This window comes from Anabaena catenula FACHB-362 (genome assembly GCF_014698735.1).
In the GTDB taxonomy this organism is placed as follows: Bacteria; Cyanobacteriota; Cyanobacteriia; order Cyanobacteriales; family Nostocaceae; genus Anabaena; species Anabaena variabilis_A.
The window spans coordinates 1-13,165 of record NZ_JACJTQ010000027.1 but is presented as its reverse complement, the minus strand read 5'-3'; the positions used below and the strand labels follow the sequence as shown (position 1 = coordinate 13,165).

The following is a 13,165-nucleotide window of genomic DNA, read 5'->3' as shown; positions in this document are numbered from 1 at the left end:
AAAAGGAGACTAAGTATGTCTGTTATTCGTGATTTAGGAACTTCTGTTTTTTCCTATATGTATGCCCGCAGTCTCAAAAAACAACATCTATATAAATCAAAAAAAGACAAAATTAGAAAGGATGTTGTAGATTTTGAAATTGGTGATAATGTTGGTCTAGAGGTATATTGGAAAGTTCTTAATGTAGCAGAAGGTCCGTCACTAATATTTCATGCTTTTGGCTATGAGATTCTCAGATTTGATACCTATATTAATGGACAAGGGCATTGTCATATTCAACTTATAGAATGTCAACCAAAATGTAAGGAGCGTTTATTTTTACCAGAAACAACAGTTGAAGAGCAAATTGAACGGGCAATTTTTGAACTAGAAAAAAATCTCTATTATTGGTTACAACGTCATCCTGATCGCCAAATTCGGTTGTTGAAAATTGACCAGACTCGATTAAAAATAGCTACGGAAAAAGCCAGAAAGAAAATGTTAGAATATGCACAAGAAATCAAAGTTCGATCATCCTCTACTGAAACTGTAGGTTAGTGAAGTAAAAACAATTAATTTTTCAGGTTCTCAAAAATATTACTTTGAATAATTAATTATGGCATCAATCACACAAACATTAGAAAATTGGACACTACCGCACAAATTATGGAAAACTGTTGCTCCACTTCCCACTCCACTCTTAGAAAGTGCTACAGCAGTCATTAACAACCAACTCTATATTTTTGGTGGCTTTACATTTAGGTGGCAAGCGACCAAAGATGTATTTGTCTATAATCTCGAAGCAAACCAATGGACTAAATTAGGTGAAATGCCTACTCCTATTACTCATATCAATGCAGTTCTTGATGAGTCGCGGGTGTGGTTTGCTGGTGGATTTGTGGGTAATCATCCTGGACCCACAACAGATGCGATCTGGCAATATGATGCGATCGCTAATTCTTGGACAGAGGGTATCCCACTACCTCAACCTCGTGCAGGTGGTGGTCTTCAGATTATTCATAATAAACTTCATTATTTTGGCGGATTTGCAGCAGATCGAGATACTACTTGTGGAGAACATTGGTCGCTCTCACTGGATGGGGGAACAGAGTGGATAGAAAAAGAACCTTTGCCAAATCCGCGAGGTCATGTTTCTAGCATTGCTGTTGGTGATAGAATCTATGCTATTGGTGGTCAACATCGCCATGATACTAATCCAGTTGATGTTGATTCTGTTCATGTTTATGATTGGGAAAAAGATACTTGGTTAGAGTTAGCTAGTTTACCCGAACCCAGGTCTCATTTTGAGCCATCAACTTTTGTTGTAGATAATTACATCGTTATTATTGGTGGGCGTAACAATCAAAATCCCCACTTATTGAGTGAAAAGCTAACAGATATATTTGCCCATGAAAATGACAAACTAATTGATGATTTTCCCCTACAAATTTTTCTGGCACTGAAGCATTCAATTAAAGGTTCTAAGTATTATACAGATTTGATTCCCAAAATTACTATCTATGACATCAAACTAGATACTTGGACTGAACTAGCATCCTTACCAACTAATCTCTATGCTTGTATGGCTAATGTCATTAGTAAATGGTTAGTTGTTACTGGAGGTGGTAGAAATAGACATAGTAATATGCAATCTAGAACTTTGCTCAATCAAAGTTTGATAGATATTGTGAAGAACAGAAGTAAATAATCAAAAAGATATAACCTAGGACTATTTGGTTTTTAGTAAATGTGAAATCTGTAAAATTGTTTTTTACTAACTACAAATCTATTTACTTATGATTAAAAAGTCTATTAAAAGTTTCCTAAAATCAATCCGTGATTTAGGTAAACAACCACCAAAACGAAGCTATGAGTTAATTACTCAGATCAATCAGACAAATATGGAATATGTAACCTTGGGTCGTACTGGACTCAGAGTAAGTGTGATGGGTTTAGGTGGTGGTGGATATAGCAAAATCGGTCAAAGTACAGGCAAAAGTCAAGCAGAATCTACATATCTTATCCGTACAGCACTTGACTTTGGTATTAATTTATTTGATACTGCTGAAGATTATAATACTGAACAAATTATTGGCAAAGCAATTAAGGAGATTAAGCGTGAAGATGTAGTCTTATCTACTAAGAAAAAAGTGCTTAATCAAGACCGCTTAATTACTGGCAAGGAATTAGTCAAAGAAGTTGAAAAAAGCCTCCGAAAATTACAAACTGACCATGTAGATATCTATAATTTTCACGGTGTAACAATAAATCAATATGATTACGTTTTAACAGAACTTGTTCCAGTTTTATTTAAGATGCGAGATGCAGGTAAAATACGGTTTATCGGCATCACAGAAGCATTCCTAAAAGAGCCAAGTCATCAAATGCTACAACGTGCTGTTGAGGATGATTGTTGGGATACCATTATGATAGGGTTTAATATCCTTAATCAATCTGCACAAAAGTTAGTTCTTCCCCAAGCTACTACTAACAATATTGGTGTGCTTTCAATGTTTGCTGTTAGACGAGCATTAAGTAGTGCGACAAATCTGAAAAAAGCAATAATAAAATTGCAGCAAATGGGATATGCTGAACTTGAAACTTTAAACGTAGAGAAACCACTAGATTTTTTGTTTGATGAAGGTGGAGCTAAGAACATTACAGATGCAGCTTATCGCTTTTGTCGCCATCAACTGGGAGTTGATGTAGTGTTATTTGGTACGGGAAATATCGAGCATCTTGCTGCTAATGTAACTTCTTTATTGCAGCCTCCATTACCTGATAAAGATTTGTTGAAGCTGAAAGAATTATTTGCCGATGTGGATAATTTTACAGGACATGAAAAAGTCTAATATCGTTCTTTTTTGATAAAATAAATAAATAATTAATTAATGAAACCAACAGTAATCATCTACCGTGATCAATTAATCCCTTATTCAGAAACTTTTATCCCGGCTCAAGTTGAGAACTTTTCATCTCATACTGGATTCTACGTTGGCAATACCCGATTGTCTGGTGCTAAATCCATGATTTCACCAAACAAAACTATTATTTTGGGAGAACTAGTTTCCCCTCCTGAACTTTGGAAAACTGCCTATAAATTAGCTGAATTCTGTCATCCTGTTTGGATAAAACACCTGCAAGCCTTATCCCCCATCTTAATTCATGCTCACTTTGGTTTAGATGGTGTTTTAGCCCTACCCTTAGCCAAAAAATTAAAAATACCTTTAATTGTTACTTTTCATGGTTATTATGCAACAGCAGATATTGATTTAACTCAAAGAAAAACCTGGTATGATTATAGTTTAGATTATTTAAAAAGACGCGGACAATTTTTCCGAGAACTGTATGTTAGAAAACGCAATCGCCTCTTTCAAGAAGCTGATTGTTTTATTGCTGTTTCTGAATTTATTCGCTCGAAACTAATTGAAAAAGGATGTCCCCCAGAAAAAATCAAAGTTCATTACATTGGTATAGATATAGATAAATTTACTCCTGTTCCTAATATTCAACGCGAACCTGTAGTATTATTTGTCGGACGCTTCGTTGAAAAGAAAGGATGCGAATACTTAATTCGCGCAATGGCTCAAGTCCAAAAAATAATGCCTAATGTGGAATTAGTTATGATTGGAGATGGACTCTTGCGTTCTACCTTAGAAAATATAGCTGCAAATTCACTCAATCGCTACCGTTTTCTAGGAGTACAACCTCCTGAAATTGTGAAAGAATGGATGACACGATCACTTTTGCTATGTGCGCCCAGTATCACAACCCTTCAAGGAGAATCAGAAGGACTCCCGATAGTTATCCTAGAAGCGATGGCTATGGGATTACCTGTAGTAAGTTCTATTCATGCGGGTATTCCTGAAGCGATAATTCATGAACAAACAGGTTTATTAACCCAAGAAAGAGACTGGGAAACTATAGCAAAATCCATCTTAACCTTGCTTGAGAATCAACAATTGCGGGATAGTTTAGCAATAGCTGGGCGTTCTTGTGTAGAACAAAAATTTAACTTAAAATCAAATACTGCTAAGTTAGAAGAAATATACAATATCCCGCATTCTATAAATGCCGGATGAATGAGAAGCTGAAACTATCTAAACTTCGTTATAACATAAAACTTAATTACGAATTATTTCAACGTCGTTGCACCATTCGCATAAAAGCCACACCTGTAACTAATCCTGCAAATTGTCCCCAATAACCAAGATTAGCTACACCACCAGAAATATTTAAACTGCCAATTCCATAAAATAGCTGCTGAACAAACCACCAAAATAAATATAAAAATGCTGGTATTTCAACTGGGATAAATAAAATAATCAAAGGCAATATTGAATATATTTTAGCTTGAGGAAACTTCATAATATAAGCTCCTAAAATAGCTGCAATCGCTCCATTAGACCCAATCACTGGAATTGCTAACTTTGGTTCCATTAAAATTTGCACTATTCCAGTAAAAATACCAGCAACTAAGTAAATCAATAAATATCTTTGTTGTCCTAAAACCCTTTCTATAGTCTTACCAAACACCCATAAAAAAATTAGATTGCCGAGTATTTGACTAAAACTGCTATGCAAAAATAGTGCTAGAGGTAGAGAAATTAACCGCCAAAATACAACTATCCAAGCTGCTGAATTATAAAAAATGGCATTTGTTATCGCCGCATTAGTTTGCTCTGGAATTATCCCCCAACTATTGACAAAAGCACTTAATTGATTACTTGCATCTAATTTCAGTTCCCAACAAAATATACCAAGATTAATCCCAATCAACCAATAGGTAATAATTGGCTTTTTCCAACTCTGAATGTTATCACTAATAGGAATCATAATAATTCGTAATAATGCCGACCGCAGGCTACGCCAACGTAATTCGTAATTCGTAATTCGTAAACAGGGAACAGAGAATTCTTAATTTTCCTCGCGTCCCCGCGTCTCCGTGTCCCCCTTGTCCTGCTCCTTCTTCCCGTTTCTCTGTGGCAAGATGTAATCAGGTAATATTGCACTCAACTCAGCAACCGAGATGCTAGGAAACACACTTGTTGGAAGATACCAGATTATCAGCCACCTGGGAGGAGGGGGATTTGGTGAAACTTACGTAGCTTATGATACTCATTTACCTGGCTCACCCCAGTGCGTTGTCAAGAAACTCAAGCCTCTGTCAACTAATGCAGCCACTTTGGAAATAGCTAGGCGGCTATTTGATACAGAAGCACAGGTTTTATACAAGTTAGGAACTCATGATTGTATTCCCCAACTTTTAGCCTACTTTGAGGAAAATGCTGAATTCTATCTTGTGCAGGAATTCATTATCGGTCATGATCTCAGTCAAGAGTTATCACCGGGAAAAATCCTCAGTCAAGATCAAGTAGTTTTGTTGTTACAAGAGATTTTAGAAATTTTAGACTTTGTACATCAACAAAAAGTAATTCACCGTGATGTTAACCCGCGTAATATTCTCAGACGTGATCAAGATAGCAAATTAATTCTAATTGATTTTGGTGCAGTTAAAGAAATCACAACCCAAGTAATTGCTCCCACAGGTAAAACTAAATCTACCATCGTTATTGGTACACCTGGTTATATGCCGGGAGAACAAGCGCAAGGAACACCAAAATTAAGTAGTGATATCTATGCATTAGGAATAATTGCCATTCAAGCAATCACAGGATTATCACCTGAACAAATAGAACAAGATTCCGAAAATAATGAAATTATTTGGCGAAATCATGCCACAGTTACATCAGAATTTGCTGACTTTTTAGACAAAATGATTTGTTATGATTTTCGTCAACGTTTTGGTTCAGCCACCGTGGCATTACAGGCACTTCAAGAATTAATTAAACCTCCATCTGGGACAATAGCTTTAAGTCCTGCTACTCCAATTAATAATCTCAAACCTCAACCATCTAAAAAAGGTTTATTTATCAAATTAATATTAGGCATATTTTTACTAGGTTTGGGGGGAACAGCATCAATATTGATTTTCAATAAAATTAATACTAAGAATGCGACAGAATTATATAATCAAGGAAATACACTTTTGCAGTTACATCGCTATGAGGATGCACTTGCAGTTTATGAAAAAGCAGTTAATATTAAAGTTAATTACTTTCAAGGCTGGTATGGTAAAGGTAAAGCATTATTTGAATTAAAAAAATATCAAGAATCACTATTGTCCTATGATAAAGCTATTCAAATTCAGCCTGATTATTTAGAAGCTTGGGCTGGGAGAGGTTTTGCTTTGGCAAGTTTACAGCGTTATTCAGAAGCAATTTCTGCTTTTGATAAAGCGTTAAAAATAAAAAATAATTATCCAGAAATGTGGAATGCTAAAGGTGATGCATTCAGGAATTTAAAACAATACGATAATGCCGTTAAATCTTATGATCAAGCAATAGAATTACAACCAGATAATCATGAGATTTGGTATAAGAAAGGTTTTGCATTACAAACTTTAAAACAATATGATGATGCAATTACAGCATATACAAAAGCGGTAGAATTAAAGCCAGACTATGAAGCTGCTTTGTATAATTGGGGAAATTCACTGGTGAATTTAAATCGCTATGAAGATGCTTTTAAGGCATATGATAAAGTGGTGCAGTACAAACCCAATTATTATCAAGCTTGGTTTTCTAGAGGTAATGTCTTAATTACTTTGCGAAGATATCCAGAAGCAATTGATTCTTTTAGACAAGTCATTAAATATAATCCTGACAGCTATCTATCTTGGTATAATATTGGTTGGTCATTACATCAAACTCAACGGTATGCAGAAGCAATCGAAGCTTATAATAAAGCAATTTATTTGAAGAAAAATAATTATCAAGTGTGGTATAATTTAGGTAATTCACAATATAGTTTACAAAGATACGCAGAGGCGATCGAATCTTATAATAAAGCAGTTCGTTATCAACCAAGTCATCACGAAAGTTGGTATAGCCGAGGTAATGCTTTTTTAAATTTAAAACAATATCAAGAAGCAATTTTATCTTATGAACAAGCCATTAAATACAAACCTGATTACCAACAAGCAATAGATGCTATCAAACAAGCACAAATTAAATTAACAACTGAAAAATCTCGCTCTATAATTGTACCGATTTTGCGAATGCCTAATTCAAACTCTTAAAAAAATAATCTTAAGTGATGTTAATTATTTAAATCAGGTTTTCTAACTGCTAATATTTATTTCTCGCGGAGAATCAGGTGAGGAAAAATATGCAGTTTTAGTATCTGAGTCTATCTGTCCAAATGTAGTCGATTGATTGACAGGAAAAACTTTTTTCAGTCTGAGAGTATTTTGAACTTTTTCCCGAATTTTTAGTTTTGTTTTATACTCTTGCAATTTGGTTTGAGCTTGAGGATAAACATCAGTATTTTGAGGAATTTTTTCTAGGAATTTTATCGCACTTGAAAAATCACTTATTAAAGCTTTTTGATAGGCTGTATGTAAAAAATATCCGGCTCTCATTTGCCTTTTTTGATTGTATTCAGCTAACTTCTTTTGGACTATAGCACCAGCAGAACTTTCTGGAGGAACTTGACGCAGATATTCTAAAGCAGCGGAAAAATCTCTGTTTTCTGCACTGGCGTAAGCTTTGTTTAATAAAGTGTGTGTTTTTTCTTCCAGGTTAGTTAGGGTTTTCTCAATTAATTTTTCTCTTTTAGTACGCCAGTATGAAGTGTATGGAATTTGAGGAATAACATCCATAACCTGTGACAGTTTACCGTCATTTAAAGCCTGTTCCGCTACTAAATACTTTTTTGTATCATTGTGCCATTGCTTTTGCCATTCTGCAATTGTATCTTGAGCCTCTGGATATACGTTGCTATAGGAAGGAATTGATTTAGCTAAACTAATTGCTTTTTCTAAATCTCCGGCTTGATATTCTGCAATTGCTTTAGATAAAGTTCCTGTTTCTGAGTAGCTGAGAGAATTATTAACTAAAGCATATACTCCTAATCCAACTATTACAGAATTAATAGTTAATCCTAATCGCATTCCTGCTAATAATGGATCAGATTTTCTTTGTTTATTGTTTTGATTGTTTTGATTTTTTACAGATGTCTCTACAGAAACTGGAGACTGTGCTGCGACAATTTCTTCTAGCTGATTTTCCCATCTTATGTGTTTGAATACCCATAGCGCTTCATTTGCAGACTGAAAACGCTCTTGGTAATTATAGCGAATCATTTGGCTGAGGAAAACAGCTAGATAATCATCACTTGGGTTATTCTCATGACACCAGGGTATTTCATTAGTAGCAGGATCAATTGTTAATTGCAAAGGTGTTAATCCTGTTAAACCTTGGATAGCAATCATCCCCAAAGCATAAAGATCGCTATTGGGTTGTGTTTGTCCAAGAAATTGCTCTGGAGGAATGTAACCTAATGAAGTTACGGGAATCTGGGAAATGGGTAATTCTGCATCTATACTAAAGTCAATTGGCTGAATTGATCCAAAATCAATTAACACTAATTTACCATCAGAATTACGTCTGATTAAGTTTTCTGGTTTGATATCGCAGTGAATAAAGCCTTGAGAGTGAACAAATGCGAGAATCCCTAAAGCATCTTCGAGAAACTCCATAACTTCAGGAACACTCCACTGGCGTTCCATTTGTTTATTTCTATGTAATTCAACTGACAAAGGCTGTCCAGCAATATATTCTTGTACTAAGTAAAATCGTTCATTTTCTTCAAAGCAGGTGATGAGTTGGGGAATTTGGTTATGGCCTCCTAAATGCTTGAGAGTTTCAGTTTCAGTCAGAAACCGTAATCTCAGGTAGTCAAAATAGGAAGTAGATTGATAGCTGTTGACTTTCAGCTGCTTGACGACATATTTGGGTTTTTCTGGGTAATGGACATCTTCAGCGATATAGGTTTGTCCAAACACCCCTGCACCAAGGCTTTGCACAATTTGGTAACGCCCTTGTAGTAATTTACCAATTATTTGCTGATTCATATATTTGTTACTGAGAAATTTTTACATTCTTGTTACATACCTTTTCTGAATTTCCTTTGACTTTCCGGAATACTGAGAAAGAATTGTTTGTATCTTTAAATTAAGATAGGTTCAAGAAACCTCTTTCTCCCAACTGCCGTCTTCTTTTGGATATAGTCATCAGCATAGTGATTCCAGGCTTTTTCAGCCTCTCTCCAAAATAGGGAGATGTTTAACTATGGGTAAAATCAACTAGATCACAAGTTGATCAATTTATAAAACATAAATTAATTACTTAAGGGTTTATACTTGAAGCTTTAAATTTGATAATACACATAAATAAAGATAGAGTTTTGGGAGTTGGGTAGAGTAATATCGTGTTCGGTTAAAAACTTATTCGGGCTAACGCGGGAACGGGTCGAGTTTTTTGAATAAGTAATTAAGCAAAACCGATTGATGGATGCTGCAAATGGTTCATAGTCTAACCGAATATGGAACCCCTCTCCAAACCTCTCCCCGTTGCGGGGAGAGGCTTTGAATTTGTTCTTTGTATTATCAAAAAGTTCAGGTTTTAGCCGTTTTGAGTATATGCGACTAAAAAGTCTTCTATTCAACGAGAATCTTTGCTGTTTTCTTGTTTATCCTCAAAGTTGTCTGTGAGAGGTTTGACTACTTTTGCGATCGCTTCTTGGATAAATACTTTGATAAACTCATCTCGGCGATTAATCTGAAACTGTTGCTGTACTACTTCTGTCATTCCTCCATCACCCCAGTCTTGATCATGGCGAAAATACTCAATAAAACTTTTTCCAGCAATACGCGTTAAATAAGCTGCTGTCACGCCTTGGATAGCTCTACCAATCAAAAAGGTGGCTACATGAAATTGTAGTGCAGTTGAGAGTAATTCTATTGCGCCTTTGACAATTCCTAAACCTGCAATGGTTTTACCTAAAGACAGGGCTAATTCTCGTCCCCGTTCCATGTTCAATTCACAACCGTAAACTCTGCCAATTTCTACCACCATTTGGGCATTAACTGCGGCGGTGGCGAGTAAATCTACCATTGGTAAAGGGGTGACAGATACCACACCAGCCCCAATCCACTGAAAACGCTCAACAATTTTATCAGCTTGACGACGACGTTGAGAATCAATCAGTTTTCGGGCTTCTTCTCCCAACCGCAGAGATTGCAAAAGAATATTATCTGCAACTAAATCTTCACCTTCAGCCCGTAGGACAGAGGCCATGCGTCGCAAAAGGGGGATAATATCAGGTTCTGGCTGGAAGGTTTCGCCGGTTTCTAATTGTGCAGTTTGGGGATTAGCTGCGATCGCCACAACATCATTAGGAGCGATAAATCCTAGTACCCGTTGACGCAATCTAGCGAGGATAGTTTCTTTGTCGTCATCTGTATATAAATCAGTTTTGTTGAGAACTAAGAGCGATCGCTTACCAATTTCCGCCAAACCCTTTAATGGCTCATATTCAGAACGCCTTAAATCATTATCTACCACAAATAACAGTAAATCTGCTTCTGTCGCCAACGCCCTAGCTAATTGTTCCCGTTCTGTTCCGGCTACTCCCGCTTCTAAAATCCCCGGCGTATCCGTAATTAATATCTTGCGTTCTAATCCCTTCAGGCGCAAACAATAGGTTTCCCCGACTTGGGTTGTCCCCATCGGTGCATCTACTTGACCCACTATCCGCCCCATAATCGCATTAACTAGCGAAGTTTTGCCAGCACTTCCCGTCCCAAACACAACTACTTGAATTTCTCCTCTGGCTAAATTCGCTTCAATTTCCTTAGTGCGACTTAGTAAAGCTTGGCGGGTAACTTCATCTTGAATTTGCGCTACCTGTTGGCGCACTGCTTGGAGAGTGGTAGAAGCCGCATCCGATTTAGCCGCCGGAATTTGAGCCGGAGTAACTCGTCTGCGGTTATAGCGGGATTTTTTCTCACCAGATTGCAGCATCAGCACATAATAGACAAAAGCCGCAACCAATCCTCCCAGGAGTAGAATCAGCAGCAACAGCAGCAAATTACCTAACAGGGGAGAATAGGATATTTGCCAGTAAAGCCGTGACAGTGAATCAATCAGCCATACGGCTAACCCCAAAATGATAATCAAACCAGCAATGAGTGTGACTATGCGCGACAGAGGCATGAATAGCAAGGATAAGTAGATATTAAGAAGCTAGATGCTTCTGATCTTAATCGGTTTAATCAGTTAAGTGTTTTTCCCCAGAAGATAAAAAAGCCCAATTTGGTAGATTGAGGAAAATTTGCCTGGGTGAACTACTAAAATCAGAAAAAAGGGAGAAAAAACTGAATGGGACTTTTTGATCAAATTCTCGGTGCAGTCAGTAGTTCTAATCAACAAGGCGGTTTAGGTTCACTCCTAAGTATTGTTAGTACTGTTCAACAGATAAGCAATAACACTGGTGCTGATACCTCCACCATTCAATCAGTTTTATCCGTAGTTGGTAAACAGGTACATTCATCTTTGCAAGAGAAGCAAGCTACAGAGGGAACAGAAGCTGTACAAGATTTGGTGAATCAATTTGCAGGTACTTCTCCAGATTCCCAAGCCGTCGATACACTATTTTCTCCAGCCATTCAACAACAAGTGGCAAATGTTGCAGCCCAGCGCACAGGCTTAGATGCGGGAATGATTCAACAATTATTACCTACATTAGTGCCTTTAGTTTTGAATTTCTTGCAATCTGGCGGAAATCCAATGCTGAATAAATTCCTTGATACTGACGGCGATGGTGATGTTGACATTGCTGATGCTATTAAGTTAGCGAGTCGGTATTTGGGTAGGTAATTATTAACTGAGTAGTAGATAGTAACAAACGTGGATTAATCAAGTTTTTTACCTTGTTTGATCCACGTTTAGTTTTTGTAGATTTTGCAGTTCAATAATCTCTTGCTATAAACAAGTCAGCGCTTGCGCGATCGCATTGCCACATCCCCAAACAGCGATCACCCCTAAAGCCCAACATCAAAAGTGATCGCTTGCATGACTAAAAACGATCATTGCATATCTTCCTTAGACATCTGGTGAAAATTAAATGTGCGTTTCCTAGAACCCTTGTAGAGACCTTCCATGGAACGTCTCTACCTTCTTTTCTGGAGATGTCTATTATGTGCAACGTCTTCTAACAGAACATCATTCTAGCCGAATAAATTCTCAAAAAAGCTACCTACAGCTTGAGTTACTCCACTGACAATGTTGTTGACTTGACTAACACTTATATTGATGTTAATTGCTTGAAAAGCACTAGAAATTTGCTCAACAGTTGCTCGTGTGCTACGCCATAAGGTTTGAGTCAATTCATCAGCATTGGCGACAAAAGCAGTATTCCAAAGAGCGTTAGTAATTTGATTGATGGAAAGATTTGCACCAAAATCTAAGGCATCAGCAATAGTATTTGTCGAAAAATTCAGTTGCGATTTCAGGGAATGAGCAACGTTACTAGCAGTAGCTGAAGTATTATTCCATAGCACATTAGCTAATTGACGACTGTCTGCTACAAAAGCACTATTCCAAAGAGCATTAGTAATTTGATTTGTGGAAAGATTTGCACCATAACTGAGTGCATCAGCAATACTGCTAGTTGCAAAATTCAGTTGCGATTTTAAGGAATTAGCAATGTTACTCACAGTGGCTGAAGTATTATTCCATAAAACATTAGCTAATTCACGACCATTGGCGACAAAAGTAGTATTCCACAGCGCACTAGTAATTTGATTGATGGAGAGATTTGCACCATAACTGAGTGCATCAGCAATACTGCTAGTTGCAAAATTCAGTTGCGATTTTAAGGAATTAGCAATGTTACTCACAGTGGCTGAAGTATTATTCCATAGTACATTAGCTAGTTCACGACCATTGGCGACAAAGGTAGTATTCCAAAGAGCGTTAGTAATTTGATCTATGGAGAGATTTGCACCATAACTGAGTGCATCAGCAATACTGCTAGTTGCAAAATTCAGTTGTGATTTGAGGGAATTAGCAATGTTACTCACAGTGGATGAAGTATTATTCCATAAAACATTAGCTAATTCACGACCATTGGCGACAAAGGTAGTATTCCAAAGAGCGTTAGTAATTTGATCTATGGAGAGATTTGCACCATAACTGAGTGCATCAGCAATACTGCTAGTTGCAAAATTCAGTTGCGATTTTAAGGAATTAGCAATGTTACTCACAGTGGCTGAAGTATT

General features: G+C 36.8%; 10 protein-coding genes. 6 read left to right on the top strand and 4 right to left on the bottom strand.

What is annotated here, in order from left to right; all coding sequences use genetic code 11:
• Positions 1–15: 15 nt before the first annotated feature.
• The 4 genes from H6G68_RS17020 to H6G68_RS17005 all read left to right on the top strand — a co-directional run bounded on the left by H6G68_RS17020 (position 16) and on the right by H6G68_RS17005 (position 4,061).
• Positions 16–537 carry a hypothetical protein gene (locus tag H6G68_RS17020; RefSeq protein WP_190907705.1) on the top strand — a complete coding sequence of 174 codons (522 nt, stop codon included), beginning with the start codon at positions 16–18 and terminating at the stop codon, positions 535–537.
• A gap of 58 nt (positions 538–595) precedes the next feature.
• The gene (locus tag H6G68_RS17015) at positions 596–1,687 is read left to right on the top strand and encodes a Kelch repeat-containing protein (RefSeq protein WP_190907704.1); all 1,092 of its coding nucleotides are present in this window, start codon (positions 596–598) and stop codon (positions 1,685–1,687) included.
• Between the two features lie 88 nt (positions 1,688–1,775).
• Entirely contained in the window at positions 1,776–2,831 is a 1,056-nt protein-coding gene (locus H6G68_RS17010) for an aldo/keto reductase (RefSeq protein ID WP_190907703.1), read from the top strand.
• A gap of 39 nt (positions 2,832–2,870) precedes the next feature.
• The gene (locus H6G68_RS17005) at positions 2,871–4,061 is read left to right on the top strand and encodes a glycosyltransferase (protein WP_190907702.1); all 1,191 of its coding nucleotides are present in this window, start codon (positions 2,871–2,873) and stop codon (positions 4,059–4,061) included.
• A 58-nt stretch (positions 4,062–4,119) separates the two neighbouring features.
• On the opposite strand, the gene H6G68_RS17000 is transcribed toward H6G68_RS17005, so the two are convergent.
• Positions 4,120–4,815 carry a rhomboid family intramembrane serine protease gene (locus tag H6G68_RS17000; RefSeq protein ID WP_190907701.1) on the bottom strand — a complete coding sequence of 232 codons (696 nt, stop codon included), beginning with the start codon at positions 4,813–4,815 and terminating at the stop codon, positions 4,120–4,122.
• A 193-nt stretch (positions 4,816–5,008) separates the two neighbouring features.
• On the opposite strand from H6G68_RS17000, the gene H6G68_RS16995 reads away from it, so the two are divergent.
• The gene (locus tag H6G68_RS16995; RefSeq protein ID WP_190907700.1) at positions 5,009–7,120 is read left to right on the top strand and encodes a serine/threonine-protein kinase; all 2,112 of its coding nucleotides are present in this window, start codon (positions 5,009–5,011) and stop codon (positions 7,118–7,120) included.
• A gap of 42 nt (positions 7,121–7,162) precedes the next feature.
• Here the strand turns inward: H6G68_RS16995 and H6G68_RS16990 are convergent, their stop codons facing one another.
• Together H6G68_RS16990 and H6G68_RS16985 are read right to left on the bottom strand one after the other, a co-directional pair.
• A complete protein-coding gene (locus tag H6G68_RS16990) occupies positions 7,163–8,956 on the bottom strand; it encodes a serine/threonine-protein kinase (RefSeq protein WP_190907699.1) in 1,794 nt (597 codons plus the stop codon).
• Between the two features lie 589 nt (positions 8,957–9,545).
• A complete protein-coding gene (locus H6G68_RS16985) occupies positions 9,546–11,099 on the bottom strand; it encodes a YcjF family protein (protein ID WP_190907698.1) in 1,554 nt (517 codons plus the stop codon).
• A 165-nt stretch (positions 11,100–11,264) separates the two neighbouring features.
• Between H6G68_RS16985 and H6G68_RS16980 the strand changes: the two genes are divergently transcribed.
• A complete protein-coding gene (locus H6G68_RS16980) occupies positions 11,265–11,762 on the top strand; it encodes a DUF937 domain-containing protein (protein WP_190714091.1) in 498 nt (165 codons plus the stop codon).
• A 350-nt stretch (positions 11,763–12,112) separates the two neighbouring features.
• Here the strand turns inward: H6G68_RS16980 and H6G68_RS16975 are convergent.
• Positions 12,113–13,165 (bottom strand): hypothetical protein (locus H6G68_RS16975; RefSeq protein WP_190907697.1); only part of this gene is annotated, 1,053 nt, incomplete at its 5' end.

Bases quoted from the DNA above. Each gene is read 5' to 3' on its own strand.
- H6G68_RS17020 (WP_190907705.1), top strand. From the start codon at position 16: ATGTCTGTTATTCGTGATTTAGGAACTTCTGTTTTTTCCTATATGTAT.
- H6G68_RS17015 (WP_190907704.1), top strand. From the start codon at position 596: ATGGCATCAATCACACAAACATTAGAAAATTGGACACTACCGCACAAA.
- H6G68_RS17010 (WP_190907703.1), top strand. From the start codon at position 1,776: ATGATTAAAAAGTCTATTAAAAGTTTCCTAAAATCAATCCGTGATTTA.
- H6G68_RS17005 (WP_190907702.1), top strand. From the start codon at position 2,871: ATGAAACCAACAGTAATCATCTACCGTGATCAATTAATCCCTTATTCA.
- H6G68_RS17000 (WP_190907701.1), bottom strand. From the start codon at position 4,815: ATGATTCCTATTAGTGATAACATTCAGAGTTGGAAAAAGCCAATTATT.
- H6G68_RS16995 (WP_190907700.1), top strand. From the start codon at position 5,009: ATGCTAGGAAACACACTTGTTGGAAGATACCAGATTATCAGCCACCTG.
- H6G68_RS16990 (WP_190907699.1), bottom strand. From the start codon at position 8,956: ATGAATCAGCAAATAATTGGTAAATTACTACAAGGGCGTTACCAAATT.
- H6G68_RS16985 (WP_190907698.1), bottom strand. From the start codon at position 11,099: ATGCCTCTGTCGCGCATAGTCACACTCATTGCTGGTTTGATTATCATT.
- H6G68_RS16980 (WP_190714091.1), top strand. From the start codon at position 11,265: ATGGGACTTTTTGATCAAATTCTCGGTGCAGTCAGTAGTTCTAATCAA.